Source organism: Burkholderia sp. LMU1-1-1.1, assembly GCF_040675865.1.
Taxonomy (GTDB): domain Bacteria; phylum Pseudomonadota; class Gammaproteobacteria; order Burkholderiales; family Burkholderiaceae_D; genus Rugamonas.
Genome location: NZ_JBEGHG010000034.1, coordinates 167738 through 185709 on the forward strand (window position 1 = coordinate 167738; position 17972 = coordinate 185709).

Annotated in this window: 11 protein-coding genes and 1 tRNA gene; 5 read left to right on the plus strand and 7 right to left on the minus strand. The window is 67.8% G+C overall.

All coding sequences use genetic code 11. From position 1 onward, the window contains the following. Position 1: 1 nt before the first annotated feature. The 5 genes from MRBLMU1_RS22145 to MRBLMU1_RS22165 form a co-directional block, all read right to left on the minus strand. A complete protein-coding gene (locus tag MRBLMU1_RS22145; protein WP_363505835.1) occupies positions 2 to 5296 on the minus strand; it encodes an amino acid adenylation domain-containing protein in 5295 nt (1764 codons plus the stop codon). A 25-nt stretch (positions 5297 to 5321) separates the two neighbouring features. Then, a complete protein-coding gene (locus tag MRBLMU1_RS22150) occupies positions 5322 to 6299 on the minus strand; it encodes a TauD/TfdA family dioxygenase (RefSeq protein ID WP_363505838.1) in 978 nt (325 codons plus the stop codon). Positions 6300 to 6320: 21 nt separating this feature from the next. After that, on the minus strand, positions 6321 to 7091 hold the full coding sequence (locus MRBLMU1_RS22155) for a thioesterase II family protein (protein WP_363505841.1): 771 nt from the start codon (positions 7089 to 7091) through the stop codon (positions 6321 to 6323). Positions 7092 to 7099: 8 nt separating this feature from the next. After that, positions 7100 to 7354 carry an MbtH family protein gene (locus MRBLMU1_RS22160; RefSeq protein ID WP_363505844.1) on the minus strand — a complete coding sequence of 85 codons (255 nt, stop codon included), beginning with the start codon at positions 7352 to 7354 and terminating at the stop codon, positions 7100 to 7102. Positions 7355 to 7463: 109 nt separating this feature from the next. Further along, positions 7464 to 7982, minus strand: a complete 519-nt coding sequence (locus MRBLMU1_RS22165; protein WP_363505847.1) for a sigma-70 family RNA polymerase sigma factor — start codon at positions 7980 to 7982, stop codon at positions 7464 to 7466. A 270-nt stretch (positions 7983 to 8252) separates the two neighbouring features. Here MRBLMU1_RS22165 and MRBLMU1_RS22170 point away from each other — a divergent pair, with 270 nt between their 5' ends. Continuing rightward, positions 8253 to 10100: a rhamnogalacturonan lyase gene (locus MRBLMU1_RS22170; protein WP_363505850.1), complete on the plus strand. Its 1848-nt coding sequence runs from the start codon at positions 8253 to 8255 to the stop codon at positions 10098 to 10100. Positions 10101 to 10110: 10 nt separating this feature from the next. On the opposite strand, the gene MRBLMU1_RS22175 is transcribed toward MRBLMU1_RS22170, so the two are convergent. After that, positions 10111 to 11193, minus strand: coding sequence for an AraC family transcriptional regulator (locus MRBLMU1_RS22175; RefSeq protein WP_363505853.1), 1083 nt, complete (start codon positions 11191 to 11193; stop codon positions 10111 to 10113). Then, the gene (locus tag MRBLMU1_RS22180) at positions 11154 to 12062 is read right to left on the minus strand and encodes a GGDEF domain-containing protein (RefSeq protein WP_363505856.1); all 909 of its coding nucleotides are present in this window, start codon (positions 12060 to 12062) and stop codon (positions 11154 to 11156) included. The genes MRBLMU1_RS22175 and MRBLMU1_RS22180 overlap by 40 nt, the downstream gene beginning before the upstream one ends. Before the next feature lie 527 nt (positions 12063 to 12589). On the opposite strand from MRBLMU1_RS22180, the gene MRBLMU1_RS22185 reads away from it, so the two are divergent. The 4 genes from MRBLMU1_RS22185 (at position 12590) to MRBLMU1_RS22200 (ending at position 17964) form a co-directional block, all read left to right on the plus strand. Continuing rightward, a complete protein-coding gene (locus tag MRBLMU1_RS22185; protein WP_363505859.1) occupies positions 12590 to 15160 on the plus strand; it encodes a TonB-dependent receptor in 2571 nt (856 codons plus the stop codon). A 2-nt stretch (positions 15161 to 15162) separates the two neighbouring features. Beyond that, positions 15163 to 16848, plus strand: a complete 1686-nt coding sequence (locus MRBLMU1_RS22190) for a phytase (protein WP_363505862.1) — start codon at positions 15163 to 15165, stop codon at positions 16846 to 16848. Positions 16849 to 17054: 206 nt separating this feature from the next. Continuing rightward, positions 17055 to 17801 (plus strand): DUF4386 domain-containing protein, encoded by a 747-nt coding sequence (locus tag MRBLMU1_RS22195; protein ID WP_363505865.1) that lies wholly within the window; start codon positions 17055 to 17057, stop codon positions 17799 to 17801. Positions 17802 to 17879: 78 nt separating this feature from the next. Then, positions 17880 to 17964 (plus strand) — tRNA-Leu (locus MRBLMU1_RS22200). The last annotated feature ends 8 nt before the right edge of the window (positions 17965 to 17972 follow it).

Genomic DNA, 17972 nt, shown 5'->3' on the forward strand with positions numbered 1-17972 from the left:
GTCAGACCTCGAATTCACTCATTAAATCGTCCATCCGCGCCAGGCGGTCCTGCCGCTCGCGCGGCTCGGCACCGGCCGGCATGCCGGCCGCCCGCAGGCGGGCCGCCAGCGCTTCCAGCGTCGGCGCCTCGAATACCGTGCGCACAGGGATCTCGCACGCGTGGCGGCTGGCCAGGGTCGATGCCATCCGCATCGCCATCAGAGAATGGCCGCCAAGTTCAAAGAAATTGTCGTTGCGCCCTACCCGCTGGCCGCCCAGCAGCTCGGTCCACAGGTCGGCCAGCGACTCTTCGATAGCGCCCTGCGGCGCCTCGTAGGTGCGTTGGTGCGTCTGCAACGCCGCCGGCAAGGCGTTGCGATCGACCTTGCCGTTGGCGTTGAGCGGCAGCGTGTCGAGCACTGTGATCACCGAAGGCAGCATGTAGTCGGGCAGCGCCACCGCCAGCGACGCCTTCAAGCGCGCGATGTCGAGCTGTCCGCCCCGCCGTGGCGAGACGTAGGCCAGCAACCGGGTGCCGGCGGGGCCTCCCTCGGCCACCACCACCGCCTCGCGCACGGCCGGGTCGATGCGCAGTTGCGCCTCCACCTCGCCCAGCTCGATGCGGAAGCCGCGTATCTTCACTTGGTGGTCGATGCGGCCCAGGTAATCCAGCTGGCCATCGGCACGCCAGCGCACCAGGTCACCGGTGCGGTACAGGCGCTCGCCCGTGGCGCCGGTGGGATCGGCGATGAAACGTTCGGACGTCAGGCCCGGACGGCGCCAATACCCGCGCGCCAGTCCTATACCACCCAGATACAGCTCGCCGGCGACGCCGCGGGGCACCTCGTTGAAGGCTTCGTCGAGCACGTGGGTGCGCAGCCCCGCCAGCGGACGGCCGATCGGCACTGCGAGTGCGCCCTCGTCGCGGCAATCCCAGTAGGTCACCTCGATGGCCGCCTCGGTCGGGCCGTACAGGTTGAGCAGGCCGGCATGCGGGAAAGCCTGCAGCACCGTCGCCTGCAACTCGGCGGGCAAGGCCTCGCCGCTGCAGATGATGCGGCGCACGACTTCGCAGGCGCCGATGTTTGGAAACGCCATGAAGGCTTGCAGCATCGACGGAACGAAGTGGATCGTCGTCACCCGATGCTGCGCGATGAGCGCCACCAGGCGTTGCGGATCGCGATGGTCGCCAGGTCCCGCCAGCGCAAGGCGCGCGCCGGTCGTCAGCGGCCAGAAAAACTCCCAGAACGAGATGTCAAAGCTGAACGGCGTCTTTTGCAGCACCGTGTCGCCAGCGTCCAGCGGCTGGTGGCGCTGGCCCCACGCCAGCCGGTTGCACACCGAGCGGTGGCGGTTGGCCGCGCCCTTAGGGCGTCCGGTGGAGCCGGAGGTGTAGATGACGTAGGCCAGGCTTTCGCCGTGCAACGCCACGTCCGGGTTGTGGTCGGCGCCCGGCGGCGGCGCGAAGCCGTCCAGATCGAGCAGCACCAGGCCATCCCGCTCCGGCAGGCGGGCGCGCAGATGGCTCTGGGTCAGCAGCAGCGCGACGCCGCTGTCGTCCAGCATGTACGCGATGCGGTCGCGCGGATAGTCCGGATCGACCGGCATGTAGGCGGCGCCGGACTTGAGCACCGCCAGCAACGCGACCACCATCTCGATCGAGCGCTCCATGGCGATCGCCACCACCGCGCCCGGCGCCACGCCCATACCTGTCAGATGATGCGCCAGTCGGTTGGCGCGCGCGTTCAGCGCCGCATAGCTGAGCGATTCGGCGCCGAAGCGCAGCGCCTGGGCTTCCGGTGCGCGCAGCACCTGCCGCTCGAACCAGCGGTGCACCAATTCGTCCGGGGCGACATCGGTGAGAGCGGCGCCGCCGTCGCTCCAGGCGGCGATGCGCGCGCTTTCGGCGGCAGTCAACAAAGCCACGTCGCCGACCGCCTGGGCGGGCCTGCCGGCCAGCGCGTCTAGCATGGCGACGTAATGCACGCCGAGCAGCTCCATGGTGGCGGCGTCGAACAGTTCCCGCGCATAGACGAAATCGATGCGCACGCCGCCGTCGCTGCGCTCGCGCACCTCGACCGACAGTTCGAACTGCGCGTCGCCGTCCACCGCAGGTTCGCCTTCGACCGTCCATCCGGCCACCCGTTGCAGGGCGCGATAGTCTTCGGTCAAATAATTGAACAGTACCTGGAACAGCGGGCTGTGGGCCAGGCTGCGCTCCGGTTGCAGCGCCTCGACCAGTTGCTCGAAAGGCAGCTCCTGATGCGCCTGGGCGCCCAGCGCCGCTTCCCGCGCCTGCGCCAGAACCTCTGTCAGCGACAGGCGGCCGCCGATGCGGTTGCGCAGCACCAGCGTGTTGACGAAGAAGCCGACCACCTGCCGCAGATCGGCGCGTGCACGGTTGGCGACCGGCACGCCGACGCGGATGTCGGGCTGGCCGGTATAGCGGTAGAGGACCGCCTGCAATCCCGCCAACAGCAGCATGAACAGCGTGGCGCCCTGCGCCTCCGACTGCGCGCGCAGGCCGGCCACCAGCTCGCCGGACAGCGTGAAACCATGCCGCGCCGCGCGATAGCGCGCTTCCGCCGGACGTGGGCGGTCGGTCGGCAAGGCCAGCACGGGGTGGGCCTCGCCGGCCGGCACTTCGAGCCGCGCGCGCCAGTACGCCAGCTCGCGCTCATGTCCACCCTGCGGTTGATCGTGCAGCCAGACCGCGTAATCAACATATTGCAGTGGGACCGGCGACAGCTGCGCCGGTGTGCCCGCAACGGCGGCGGCGTATAACGCCGCCAGTTCGTCCAGCAGCACCTGCATCGAGGCGCCGTCGGAGATGATGTGATGCAGCTCCAGCGCCAGGATCTGCGTCTGATCGTCCAGCAGCACCAGCGCGGCGCGCGCCAGCGGTCCGTTGTTCAAATCGAAGGGTTGGGCGTGCAACGTACGCAGCGTGCCGGCGGCCAGCGCCTCGCGTTGTTCTCGCGGGGTGTCGCGCAGGTCGGCGATCAGTGGCTCGAGCGTGCCTTCGGCCAGCACCAGTTGTTCCGCCTCGCCATCCGGACGCGCCGGGAACACGGTGCGCAGCGACTCGTGACGTGCGGCCAGGCCGTTCAACGCCAGGCGCAATGCCTCCGGTTGCAGGACGCCAGTGATGCGCAAGGCGCCGTGAATGTGATAAGCGCTGCTATTTGGATCCAGCCGCCACAGGAACCATTGGCGGCGCTGTGCCGGGGACAGCGGCAAAGCCAGGGTGCGCCGCTCTGCCGGCAAGACCGGGATGGCGGCCAGCTCGGCGCGGGCGCCGCTTCTCAGACAGGCGCGGACGGCGTCCGCCTGGCCCTGCAGGCGCGCTTGTTCGAACACCTGCCGCACGGGGAAATCCACGCCCCACTGCCGCGAGATGCGCGCCGCCAGCTGCACGGCCGCCAGCGAGTTGCCGCCGGCACCGAAGAAGTGCGTGTCGCCGGCGTAGGAACGGGTGGCGTCGTGCCCCAGCACTTCACGCCACAAGTCGGCCAGCACACGCGCGGTTTCGTCCTGCAAAGCGACGGTGGCGGCATCCGCTCCGGCGCCCACCACCATCGTGCCGCCCTCGAACAGCGCATAGGCGTCGAGCGAGCGGTCGGCCCAGCCCTGGCGGCAGGCGCCGCGCTGCAGCTTGCCGCTGGAAGTCTTGGGCAGCGCGCCCGGATTGAGCAGCACCACCACTTGCGGCGCCTCGCCGCATTGTTCGCTCACCGCCGCGCCCAGGGCGTCGGCCAGCGCCTGCGGCGGCACCAGTTTTTGCAGCCCGCGCGAGACCTCGGCGGCCACGCCCAGGCCTTCGCGGCCGTCGATTTGCACCGCGAAGGCGGCCACGCGGCCCTTGCGCACCGCCTCGACCTCGGACTCGATCGCGCGTTCGACATCCTGCGGATAGATATTATGACCACGGACGATGATCATGTCCTTGAGGCGCCCGGCGACGAACAGCTGGCCGTCGTGCATGAATCCCAGGTCGCCGGTGCGCAGCCAGCGCTGGCCGTCGCGCTCGACGAAGGCCTGCGCGCTTTCCTGCGGTTTGTTCCAGTAGCCTGCGGCCATGCTGGCGCCGGCGGCCCAGATCTCGCCGACGCCGCCGGCCGCCGCGACCGCGCCACTCGGCGGATCGATGATCATGACCCGGTGCCCGGACGGCACGGCGCCGCAGCCGACCAGCGCCGCGCCCTCCTCGTCCGGCTCCGCCCTGGCGGCGGCCAGCGCGGCGGCGCCGAAGCGCGCCACCTTCATGCCGGCGCCGCGCGCGCCGCCGCTGACAATCAAGGTGGCCTCGGCCAGGCCGTAGCACGGATACACCGCGCCGGCGTTGAAACCGATCCCCGAAAAACGCTCGGTGAAGGCGTCCATCGTGTCATGCCGCACCGGCTCCGCGCCGGTGTAGGCCACGCGCCAGCTGGACAAGTCCAATCCCGCCGTCGTCGCGTCCTTGATGCGGTCCAGGCACAGGCGGTAGGCGAAATCGGGGCCGCCGCTGATCGTTACCTTATGGCGCGAGATCATCTCCAGCCAGCGCAACGGGCGCTCCAGGAAGAAGCGCGGCGACGACAGCACGCAGGAGATGCCGCTGTAAAACGGCTGCAGCAGGCCGCCGATCAGACCCATGTCGTGGAACAGCGGCGACCACACGCCGAACTTGTCGCGCGAGTCGATCGACAGCGCCTCGCGGATGGCCCGCTCGTTCGCCATCAGATTGCCGTGGGTGACCATCACGCCCTTGGGCGTGGAGGTCGAGCCGGAGGTGTACTGCAGGAAGGCGACGTCGCCGTCGGCCGGCTGGCGCGGGGCCCACCCGTCTTCGCCCTCGGCGGATATCTGGTCGACCAGCACCACCGACTCGATGCCGAACTGGCCGGCGGCCGCGCCGACCAGCGCCTCGAGCGCGGTGGTCGTGAGCACGCCGCGCGCCTGGGCGTCGGCGGCGATGCCGGCCAGCCGCGCCAGGTGCTGCGGACGCACCGACTCCGGCGGGAACACCGGCACCGCGATGACGCCGGCGTGGAAGCAGGCGAACATGCCGACGGCGTAGTGCTCGTCGTTGTCAAGCATGATCAGCACCCGCTCGTCGGGCGCGAAGCGGTGCTGCAGCGCGGCCGCCAGCGAACGCACGCGCGCGCCGAAGGCGCCGTAGGTGAGCGGCGTCTCGACCAGTTGGCCGTCGCGCTCCGTGACGACGATCAGCGCGGTGTCCCCGGGCCGTTCGGCCACCAGGCGGCTCAGGCAGTCGACAAAATTCACAGGATGGGCAAACAGCTCCCCCTGCGACACGGTAGGTGTCGTCATCGGATTCTCTCGCTAAGGTAGAAAGTTAAAGGCTATTCAGATTGCTGTGCGATTGGGCCATGGCCACGACCACCTTGCGCGGTCCCTTGAACGGCGCACGCGCGTGCGCCACCAGCATGTTGTCGAGCATGAGCACGTCGCCGGCCTGCCAGCGGAACGACACGGTCTCGGCGTCGAGCACGGCGCGCACCTCGTCGAGCAGGCCGTCGGGGATCACCGAGCCGTCGGCGAAGTAGGTGTTGCGCGGCAGGTCCTCCATCGCCAGCATGTCCTCGAGCGATTCGCGCACCTCCGGCTGCAGATTGGAGACGTGGAACAGGTGCGCCTGGTTGAACCAGACCTTCTCGCCGGTGACGGGGTGGGTTTCGACGCCCTGGCACAGCTGGGTGGTGCGCAGATCGCCGTCCGGTTTCCATTCCCAATCGATGCCGGCCTTGCGGCAGAACGCCTCGACCTCGGCCGGCCGCTCGGTGTTGAAGACGCTTTGCCACGGCACGTCGAACTCGCCGTAGTTGCGCACGTAAAGGATGCCGGCGGCGAAGCGCTCGCGGATGGCCGGCGGCATGCGCCGGTAGATCGCGCGGCTGTCGGCGATCGGCGTCTCGCCCTGCTCGAGGGCCGCCGTGACGCAATGGAACCATGCCTTCATCGGCCACATGCGGGTGTAGGCCTGCTCGTTGTGCAGCGGGATGGACTGGTGCGACGGGTATTCGGTGGCCGTGTAGACGCCGCCGCCGACCTCGGTGCGCGGCGTCGAGCCGAACTCGTAGCTCAGCAACGGATGGCCGAAGCCGGCCGCGAAGCCGCGGAACACGTCGACCGACGGCACGTCGAAGCCGCGCAGCAGCACGCCGCCGACGGTGGCGACATGCGCCTCGATCGCCTCGCGCAGGCGCGGCAAGGCGTCCAGCAGCGGCTCGCCGGGGTGGGCCGGGGTGATCAGCACCGGCAGCTCCGAGCCGGGCGGCGCCTTGCGTTCAAATTTTTGTATCGCGTCATTCATGATGATTCCTCGGTTGCGCCCTCAGGCGATCGCGGCGGCCGCATGGCGCACTCCGGAAAACCGCCGCTGGTCGGCCAACGCGCGCGTGACGGCCGCCAGCGCCTGCGCCTCCTGCTGGCGGATGAAGAAATGGCTGCCGTCGAACCAGTCGAGCGTGAAGGCGGCGCCGGCCTCGCGGCGCCAGGCCTCGATGCGCTCGGCGGCGATATCGTCGTCGCGTCCGGCCAGCACGTGCAGCGGCAGCGGCAGCGGCGCGGGCAATGGTGTACCTGGGCCGGCCGGCGACGCGTGCCGGAAGCTGTCGCACACGCGGTAGTCGGCGCCCAGCGTGTCGAGCGTGAGGCGCAGCAGCTCGGCGCTGCCGAACACCTCCTCGGGCGTGCCGCCCTGCTTGCGCAGGTCGGCGATCAGCGCGGCGTCGTCGCCCTTGTCGGCGTAGCGTTCCGGATCGCGGCGCGACGGCGCCGGACTGCCGGAGGCGAACAGCGCGCACGGCAGCGGCCGCGACAGCGCCCGTTGCCGCTGCGCCATGCCGTACGCCAGCAGCGCGCCCATGCTGTGGCCGAACAGCGCGTAGCGCCCGGCCATCGACGCGGCGTGCTCGTCGCACAATTGCGCCACCAGCGTGGCGCAATCCTCGACGTACGGTTCGCCGATGCGCCCGCCACGGCCCGGCAACTCCACCGGCACCAGGCGCACCCATGCGGGCAGCAGGCGGCGCCAGCGCAGATACATGGTGGCGCTGGCGCCGGCGCACGGCAGCACCAGCAGGTCGATCGGCGGCGATCCCATGGCGGTGGTCACTGGACGGCGGCGGCGTTGGCGTCGCCGCCCTGGCCCTGCTGCGCCATCCACTGGCGCAGCGACAGCGGACGCATGTCGGTCCAGGCGCGTTCGACGTAATCGAGCACGGTTTGCTTGTCGCCCTTGACGCCGTCGACGGCCTTCCAGCCGCCCGGCACGGCCTTCCAATGGGGCCAGATGGAGTACTGCTCTTCGTGGTTGATCAGAACAATGAAAGTTTCGTTTTCGCGGTCAAAACAACTGGTCGTCATGCGCATCCTCGTGCTGTGAATGAACGCGACCTCTCGCGGTGCCGGCTCCTGCGCCGGCATGCTGGTCGCTCTTATTCAAGACGCGACAGCGGGTGATTTGTTTAGTGGCCTAGCCGATGTCGACCAGCTCGCGGCAGCAGGCGATGGCCTGGGTGGCGTCGCGCAGCATGAAGTTGACCAGGGTGGCCGAGCAGCCGATCTCCTGGGCGATGTCGCGCTGGGTCAGGCCGCCCAGGCGCGAGAGCTCGAACACCTGGCGGGTGCGCGACGGCAGGCCGCACAGGATGCGGTCGATGGCGTCGATCACCTGCATGCCGTGCAGCTGGTGGTCGGGGATGCTGCCGCCGGACACCTGCGGCAGTTCGCCGTCGTCCGGATAGATGCGGTACGACGACTCGACCGCCTGGCGGCGGCAATGGTCGAGCGCCATGTTGCGCACCACCTGGCAGCAATAGCAAAACGGCTTGAGGATGTCGCGCACGCCCGTCATCTCGACCACCTTCAGGTAGGCGTCCTGGATCACCTCGTCGGCCAGGTGCGAGGTGCCGACGATCTTCTGCGCGATGCGGCGCAACTGCGCCCGGTGTTCGATAAAGATGTCCCCTAGGACCGTTTGTTGCAATTCCATCGACATCAAGGACCTCCGCATTGGTTAAATCAGCACGATTAATTTTAAGGTAACTGCTGAATGCGAATCATTATCATTTATTTTTAATAAAGTGTCTACATGTTCCCTTAATTACTTGCTAACTCGGACCGCGATGGTGGTGGGAATGCGACGCATTACTCATGTTGATGAGTAATCATCGGATCGCATACCGGACATGCTTTTAATGAATGTCTTTGCGCTAACCTAGCCTGCCGAGCTTGTCTTCCCCCACACTGAAAGGTGAAATCCATGACTTCCTCAAAGCTTCCCGCCCTCTTCTTCACGCTGGCCCTGGCCAGTTGCGCGCAGGTCGGCGCCGTCGTCACGTCCCCCGGCAAGCAGATCGAATTGCTCGACCGGGGCGCGGTGGCTATCCAGACGTCCGGCGGCGTGTTCGTCGGCTGGCGCCTGCTGGCCACGGACGCGGGCGGCGTGGCGTTCAACGTCTACCGCGGCGGCACCAAACTCAATAGCACCCCGCTCACCGAGCTCAACTACACCGACGCCGCCGGCACCGCCGCGAGCGCGTATTCGGTGCGCGCGGTGGTCAACGGCGCCGAGCAAAGCGGCGCCGGCGCCGGCGCCACCTGGACGGCGCCGTACAAGACGGTGCCGGTGCAGCGCCCGGCCGGCGGCACCACGCCCGACGGCGTGGCCTACACCTACGAGATCAACGACGGCACGCCGGCCGACCTCGACGGCGACGGCGCCTACGAGCTCATCGTCAAATGGCAGCCGACCAACGCCAAGGACAATTCGCAGTCCGGGTACACCGGCAACACGCTGGTCGACGCGTATAGACTCGACGGCACGCGGCTGTGGCGCATCGACCTGGGACGCAACATCCGCGCCGGCGCCCACTACACGACCATGGTAGCCTACGACTTCGACGGCGACGGCAAGGCCGAGGTCATGATGAAGACGGCCGACGCCACCGTCGACGGCACCGGCGCGACGCTAGGCTCGGCCTCGGCCGACCACCGCAACAGCGCCGGCTACATCCTGACCGGGCCGGAATTCCTGACCGTGTTCAACGGCCAGACCGGCAAGGCGATGAAGACCACGAACTACCTGCCGGCGCGCGGCACCGTCTCGAGCTGGGGCGACAACTACGGCAACCGGGTCGACCGCTTCCTCGGCGGCGTCGCCAACCTGGACGGCGCGCGCCCGAGCGCGGTGTTTTCGCGTGGCTACTACACGCGCGCCGTCATCGCCGCCTGGGACTGGCGCGACGGCGCGCTGACCAGCCGCTGGGTGTTCGACACCGACGTCGCCGGCAGCGCCGCGCGCGGCCAGGGCGCGCACTGGTTCGGCGTGGCCGACGTCAACAGCGACGGCAAGGACGACATCGTCTACGGCGCGGCCACCATCGACAGCTACGGGCAGTTGTTGTACACGACGGGGCTGTGCCATGGCGATGCTTTGCACGTGGGGAAATTCAATCCGAACCTGGCGGGGTTGCAGGTGTATATGGTGCACGAGACGCCCAGCTGCTACGGCAGCAGCGGCACGGGCATGCACGACGCGGCCACCGGCGCGCTGCTCTGGGGCACCAGCGGCGAGGGGGTGGACGTGGGACGCGGCGTGTGCATGGACATCGATCCGGCCTATCCGGGCGAGGAATGCTGGGGCAGTCGCGGCGGCCTGCGCAGCGCGACCGGGGTGCAGATCGGCACCAACCGGCCGAGCCAGATGAACTTCGCGGCGTGGTGGGATGGGGATTTGTTGCGGGAGGCGCTGGATGGCACGCAGATCAGCAAGTGGACTCCGTCGACCAGCAGTTCGACTGTGCTGGTGAACGCGGCCGATGCCGGTGCGGCTTCCAACAACGGCACCAAAGCGACGCCGGTGTTGAGCGCCGATTTGCTGGGCGATTGGCGTGAAGAGGTGGTGTGGAGGAATAGCGCGAATACGGCGTTGTTAATTTACAGCACCACGGCGCCGACGACCACGAGGTTGCCGACGTTGATGCACAATCCGCAGTACCGGGCGCAGGTGGCGGCGCAGAACGCGGGGTACAACCAGCCGCCGCATCCGAGTTTTTATCTGGGCGCGGGAATGGGGACGTTCGTGCAGGAGCCGGTGCACACGCCGTGATGGCTACGCATCACAGCGGCACGCTGAGCAGGCCGTCGCGCAACAGGCTCGGCGTGAGGCCGGTCCAGCGCTTAAACGAGCGGCGGAAGTTGGTGGCGTCGTGGAAGCCGAGGTATTGCGCCACCGCTTCGTTGTCGTAACCGCGCGCCTGGAACAGGTGGATCGCGACATGCGCGCGCACCTGGTCCAGCTCGGCCTGGAAATGGCTGCCGTGGCGCGCCAGATGGCGCTTCATCGTGGCCGCGCTGACGCCGAACGCGGCCGCGCTCAGCTCCAGGGTCGGCCCGAGCCGTATGTTGGCCAGCAAGTGGTCATACAGCGCCGACAACAGGCTCGGCGCCAGCGCCAGCCTGTCGGCGCCCGCCTCGGCCGCCGCGCTGTCGAGCGCCACCGACGCCGCCATCGCGTTGCCGCGCGGCCAGGCTTTGTCGAGCCACTCCGGCTTGATCAGCATCGCGTCCAGATGGCAGTTGAAGCGCAGGTCGCCGCCGAGGTGCACCTCGTGCTGTTCCACGTGCGCCGGCGCGCTGCGGTTCAGGCAGTAACGCCACGGCAGGCGCTCGCCGGCCAGCCAGCGGCACATCGCCGTCACCGCCGTCATGTGCATCTCCACCAGCGCCGGCAACTGGCTGGGCGCGCCGAAGCCGTCGGTCCAGTACAGCACGGCCAGGCCGCCCTCCTCGCGCAGGCGCGGCGTCAACAACGGACACAAACGGGCAGCGCCGGCGCACAGGATCTCCAGCGCCTGGCGCAGGTTCTGCGCCTGCAGCAAGGCGTGGCTGAACGCGCCGAAGTGGCCGGGCAGCATCTGCTGGCCCAGCATGAAGCTGGTGTCGGGGCTGTCGAGCTCGCGCATGACGTTGGCCAGCAATTGCAGGTATTGCGCCGGGCTGAGGGCGATGTCGGCGTCCGGCATCGCCCAGCCGCGCAGGCCGGTGCCGCGCAAGGCCTTGTCGCCCTGCTCGTCAAGCTCGCGGCTGCGGGCGTAGTCGAGTATCAGCGCCGGCTGGTGCCGCGCCGGAATGAAGCAGTCGCCGATTTGCCGGTAGGCGATCACGCGGCCGCCACCACGGCTGTCGAGGCCATCGGGCAAGCCGCCGCCGGTTGCGACACCGCCCGGCTCAGCTCGGCCAGCAGCACGTCCGGCGCGGCATCCGCGTTCGAGCACGCGTGGCGCAGGCTGATGCCGACCCGGTCGCCTTTGGCGTGGTGGCGCATCTGGCCGACCATGGCCGCCAGATGCCGGGCCAGCGGCGCGGCCTCTTCCACACTGGTGTTGGGCAGCAGCAGCGCGAAGCGGTCGCCGGCATAGCGACACAGCAAGTCGTCGTTGCGCAGGTTAAGCAACAGCATGTGGCCGACCGCCTGCAGCACGCGGTCGCCCTCGGGCTGGCCGAATTCGCGGTTGATCAGGTGGAAGCCGTCGATGTCCAGCAGCACCAGCGCGCAAGGCTGTCCGGGCCGCCGCGCCTGCTCGTGGCGGATCTGGCGCCGCAGATAGTCGGCGTTGGCCAACTGGGTGATGCGGTCGAAGGCGCGGTGATCGCGGAACAGCCGTTCGCGCTTTTGCAGATGTTCGTTGAGGCGGAACTGCTCGTGCCGCCAATAATACATGCCGATCGTGACCACCAGCATGCCGACCGGCACCATGCCCTCCAGCCAGTGATCCCACCTTGCCGTCTTGCTGATGGTGAAGAACTCGTCCATGCAATCGGCGAAGGAACCGATCATGATCAGCGCCAGGCCGCCGGCCAGCAGGCGCGTGACCAGGCCGCCGGGACGGCTGCTCAATGTAAATAGTACCCAGCTGCCGGCCATGACGGCGGTGCCGCCTTCGCTGACGATGTCCGTCCATTTCCAGTGTTCGAACGATTTTGCCACGCCGAGGCTGGCGTACAGGAACAGGCAGGCCAGCAAAGCGAGGCCGGCCGCGATCAGGGTGGAACGGTGTAGTTGCAGCATGGGCGGGCTCATCGTGACGGCGTCGGTAGTGCCGCCGCAGCATAGAGGAGATTTATGACAACGTCGTGACATCGGCCCGCGACGCCCGGCAACACCCGTCAACGCAACAACAGGTGCAAACGGCTCACAGATGGTGGACGATGCCTCCCCGCTCCGTGCGGGAACGCGTCTCTTTCGGCTGTCTCTTTCGGTCTCTTTTTGTCTCTTTTCTACTCCAGTACGCTCTGGGGCGACGAGGAGACCGAAAGAGACTAAAACCGACAGAAAGAGACAGCCAAAAGAGACCGGTTCCCCGACGGAGTCGCGCTGTCTTGCCCCCACCGCGGTTCCAGCCGCGGCACCGACTGCCGTGGTGCCGGGTCCATCCAGCGGGTCAATCCAGCTCATCCCGCCCGGATTCGGCCTTGCCAACGGGCTTTTGGCCGTCCGTCGGGGCAAGCTGTCATGCAATTGACACATTGACTACTTAGAATCCGCCCGTCCTCCACCTACTATGACGGCACAGAATGAAAACCACACAATACAAAATGTCCAAACAACCCGCGCAGCAAGGCCATGGCTGCCGCCTGTCCGTGCTCAGCCTCGGCGTGCTGTCCATGTTGTCGATGCTGGGCGCGCAATCGCAAGCCAGCGCGCAAACCACCCAGGCCAACGACGGCGCCGCCGCCAGCGTGGCGGCCAGCGCCAACAGCGTGGTGATTTCCGGCCAACGCTCCAGCCTGCGCAATGCGATCGCCGCCCAGGAGCAGGCCGACAACATCGTCAGCGTCATCAGCAGCGACGACATCAGCGGCCTGCCGGACAAGAACGCCGCCGAAGCGCTGGCGCGCCTGCCGGGCCTGTCGCTGCAGCGCGACCAGGGCGAGGGCCGCTACGTCAGCGTGCGCGGCCTCGGCCCGGACCTGAACTCGGTCACCATCAACGGCGCGCTGGTGCCCTCGCCCGAATCGGGCCGGCGCGCGGTGGCGCTGGACGTGCTGCCGGCCGGCCTGATCCGCTCGCTGTCGGTCAGCAAGACCCTGACGCCGGACCAGGACGCCAACTCGCTGGGCGGCACCGTCGAAGTCAAAACGCTGTCGGCCTTCGACCTGCCGGGCAAGCTGCTGTCGGCCACCGTCGGCGCCAGCCGCGACCAGAACATCGGCAAGACCAGCCCCAACGGCAGCGTGCTGTTCGCCGACCGCTTCCTGAACGGCAAACTGGGCGTGGCCGGCGGCGTCAGCTACGAGAAGCGTGAATTCGGCTCCGACAACGTCGAAACCGGCGGCGCCTGGGAAGACGGCAAGCTGACCGGCGTCGAACTGCGCGACTACCTGCCGACGCGCAAGCGCCGCGCCGCCGCGCTCAACCTCGACTACCACGCCGACAACCTGAGCAAGTACTTCGTGCGCAGCTTCATCAGCGACTTCAGTGACAGCGAGGTACGCGACCGCCTGACCATCAGCAACATCGCCGGCGACGGCCTCGCCGAGGGCCAGACCGCCACGGCGCGCGGCGAGCGCCGCCTGCGCCAGCGCAAGTACACCCAGACCATCAGCTCGGTCGTGCTGGGCACCGAACAGAAATGGAACGGCTGGAAGCTCGACCTGTCCGGCGGCACCAGCCGCGCCACCGACGAGGCGCCGGAATCGATCAACGACGCCCGCTTCCGTGGCAGCAAGGACTTCGCCGGCGTCGGCTTCACCGGCACCGACATCCCGCGCCTGACCGGCCCGGCCAGCCTGTACGACGCCGCCAACTACAAGCTGAACTCGATCGCGCTCAAGCAGGGCGACGCCACCGACAAGGAACACCATGTGCGCTTCGACCTGAGCCACAAGTTCGACCTGGGCGAAGGCAGCTCGACGCTCAAGTTCGGCGCCAAGGCCGGCCGCCGCGAAAAATCCAACGACACCGAGGCGTGGTCGTACAGCAGCAAGCAGATCGGCGGCGCCAGCACCGCGCTGGCCGACTACGTCACCGGCAACGACCTCGACTACAAGCTGGGCCGCATCGGCAAGGCCATCGATCCGGCCGCGATCCGCCGCCTGGTGGCCGGCCTGAAGCGCGCCGACGCGCGGCTGCTGGTCGACTCGACCATCGACGACTACCGCATGCACGAGGACATCGACGCCGCGTACGTGCAAAACAGCTTCGACATCGACGCCTGGCACCTGCTGGCCGGCGTGCGCGCCGAGCACACCAAATTCGACGCGGCCGGTTCGCGCGTCAACGAGGAGGAAGAGAGCTTCGATGCCGTCAACCGCAAGCGCTCGTACACCAACTGGCTGCCGTCGCTGCAGGCGCGCTACGACCTCGACGCGAAAACCAGCGTGCGCGCGGCCTGGACCCACGCGGTGGTGCGCGCCAACTTCAGCCAGCTGGCGCCGGGCGTGAGCCTGGCCAGCGACACCGAGGCCACCATCGGCAACCCCGACCTGGCACCGCTCAAGTCCACCAACCTCGACCTGGGTATCGAGCGCGTGCTGGGCGACGACGGCAGCGTGTCGGCCTATGTGTTCCACAAAGACATCAAGAACTTCACCTACACCACCAACCTGGCCGGCAGCGGCCAGTGGGCCGACTACAGCTCGGCCGTGTCCTACGCCAACGGCGACCAGGCCACCGTCAAGGGCATCGAACTGGCCTACAGCCAGCCGCTGCGCATGCTCCCTGCACCGTTCAACCGCCTGATCGTCGGCGCCAACGGTAGCCTGACCCGCTCGGACGCCAACATCGCCCGCTACGACATCGACGCCGGCCGCACGCGCTCGCGCAGCATCAACATGCCGGGCCAGTCGGACCGCGTGCTGAACCTGATGCTGGGCTACGAGCAGGGACCGCTGAGCACCCGCCTGGCGCTCAACTACAAGTCGCCGTACCTGCTGGAAATGGGCGACGACATCCTCGACGCCGGCCAGGACCGCATCGTCGACGCCCAGAAACAGGTCGACTTCTCGCTGTCGTACCAGATCAGCAAACAGGTGCAGCTGAACTTCGAGGCCGCCAACCTGAACAACGAGAAATACTACGTCTATCTGGGCAGCAAGGCCCAAAACGCGCAATACGAACAATACGGCCGCACCTATAAAGTCAGCCTCAAAGTGAGCATGTTCTGATAATGAAAACAACGATCTTCAACGGTATTCTCTTCGGCGCGCTGGTCTCGTGCGGCGTGCTGGCGCAGACGGCACACGCGGCACCATCGGCGGCGCGCGCGGCCGCCCTGCCCGGTCTCGCCGCCAAGGCCAGCGAACTGGCCGCCCTGCCGGACGGCGGCTGGCTCGCCATCGACAAACAGGGCCTGCGCCTGCTCGACGCCGCCGGCAAGGAGCGCGCCCGGCTGGCCGTGCGCGCCAAGCAGCTCGATCTGCGTCCGCTAGGTCCGAACGGCGATGTGCTGGCCGTGGTGCTCGACGCCAATGCCGAGCACGTGCTGCCGGTCCTGGTCGACCTCAAGGCCGGCACCCTGTCGGCGCAAACGCCGTTCCCGGCGCCGCCGTTCGGCATCGAATCGTCGTGCCTGTACCGCGACGCCCAGCGCATCGACCATCTGTTCATGATCGGCAAGGATGGCCAGGCCGAACAATGGTTGATGCACGGCGACCAGCGCCAGCTGGTCCGCAGGCTGGCCCTGCCGCCGCACGTCAAGCACTGCCGCGCCGACGACGCCACGCATCAACTGCTGGTCAACGAGGAGAAGATGGGCGTGTGGGCCTATGACGCCGACGCCGAGGGCGGACCGCGCCGCAAACTGGTCCAGCGCGGCGACGCCGTCAAAAAAGGCCAGGTGCGGTTGCTGCCATGGCAGGCGGCGACGCCGCCGCTGGCGACCGCCAAGGCCATCGTCGAGCCGCGCGCGCAGACCGAGCCGGTGGCGCGCCAGGGCGACGCCGCCGACGACCCGGCCATCTGGCGCAACCCGGCCGACCCGGCCGGCGCGCGCATCCTCGGCACCAACAAGAAACAGGGGCTGCTGGTGTACGACCTGAACGGCAAGCAGCTGCAACTGCTGGAAGTCGGCCGGCTGAACAACGTCGACGTGCGCCAGGGCGTGACCGTCGGCGGGCGCACGCTCGACGTGGCCGTCGCCACCCAGCGCGACGACAACAGCGTGATGCTGTTCGCCATCGACGCCGGCGGCACCGTCACGCCGGCCGGCGCCTTCGCCACCGGGCTCGAGGACATCTACGGCATGTGCCTGTACCGTCCGGCGGACGGCGGCCTGGAAGCGTTCATCAACGACAAGGACGGCAGCTTCCTGCAGTACCGCATCGAGGCCGGCGCCGACGGCAAAGGCATGTCGGGCAAGCTGCTGCGCCGCTTCAAGGTCGCCAGCCAGCCCGAGGGCTGCGTCGTCGACGACCGCAACGATCGGCTGTTCCTGGGCGAGGAAAAGCGCGGCGTCTGGACCGTCGCGGCGCGCGGCGACGCCCCGGCCAAGCTCACGATGATCATGCCGGTCGGCCCGCAACTGGTGGCCGACGTCGAAGGCATGGGCCTGTACCACGGCGACAAGAGCGACTACCTGGTCGTCTCCAGCCAGGGCGACAACAGCTACCTGGTACTCGACGCCAAGGCGCCCTACCGCGTGCGCGGCAGCTTCCGCGTCGGCTACAACCTCACGGCCGGCATCGACGGCACATCGGAGACTGACGGCCTGGAAGTCAGCTCGGCCAACTTCGGAGGCCCCTATGCGAAGGGCATGCTGGTCATCCAGGACGGCTACAAGCGCCTGCCGGACGGCCCGCAAAACTTCAAGTACGTGGCATGGGAAGACGTCGCCAAGGCGCTAAAGCTCGACTAAAGGGACACAAAGCCTGGCCAAAAAACCAGGCTCCCATCCGGAACCACGTAGGGCGGATTAGCGCAGCGTAATCGGCCAAGCTCCGCCGACGGCCCATGAATAAGTGAGAATGTATGAAGATGCCCCCATAACAACATGATAATCTCCTGACCACAGGAGGAACCGGCTGCGCGGCAGCCGGCGGCCCCCGGTCCAGAGGAGAAAAGATGTCGGAACAGCGCCAACCAGCCAGTCCCACCAACATAAAAGCCTACGCCCGCCTCGGCGGCCTGCTCTACCTGATCATCATCGTCATCGGCTTGGTTGGCGAATCGGTCATCCGGGGCAAGCTGGTCGTCTCCGGCGACCCCGAAGCCACCGCCCGCGCCATCCTCGCCGCCGAATGGCTATGGCGGCTCGGCGTCGGCGGCCAGGACCTGCTGCTGCTGTGCGCCGTCGGGCTGACATTGATCTGGTACGTGCTGCTGCGCCCGGTCAACCCGCACCTCGCCATGGCAGTGGCCTTCTTCGGCCTGGTCTCGCTGGCGGTCGAAAGCGTCGGCGCGCTGCACCTGCACGCGGTGCTCACGCCCTTGTCCGGCTCGGCGTACCTGAAGGTGATCGATCCGCAGCAACTGCACCTGCTGGCCTACCAATCGGTCGTCGCCCACGCCCACGCGTTCGGCCTGGCGTTGATCTTCTTCGGCGTCGAATGCCTGATCGTCGGCCACCTGATCCGCAAATCCGGCTACATCCCCAAGGCCATCGGCTGGCTGATGCAGCTGGCCGGCGTCTGCTACCTGGTCAACAGCTTCGCCATGATCCTCTACCCGCCGTTGCAGGACATGCTGTTCCCCGTCATTTTGCTGCCGTCGTTCATCGGCGAAAGCGCGTTCTGCCTGTATCTGCTGATCAAGGGCGCCGACGTGCCGGCGTGGCGGCGCCTGGCCGGGGAAGCAGCGTCCGCCGTCTGACCGGCGGCGCCATCGGGCGCGACCCGGCTTCCGGTATGGCAGTTATGTCATGTTCATGGCATAATATCGGGCTGTGCCGCTCCGATGGTGAAATTGGTAGACACTGCAGACTTAAAATCTGCCGCCGAAAGGCGTGCCGGTTCGATTCCGGCTCGGAGCACCAGCCGCCAT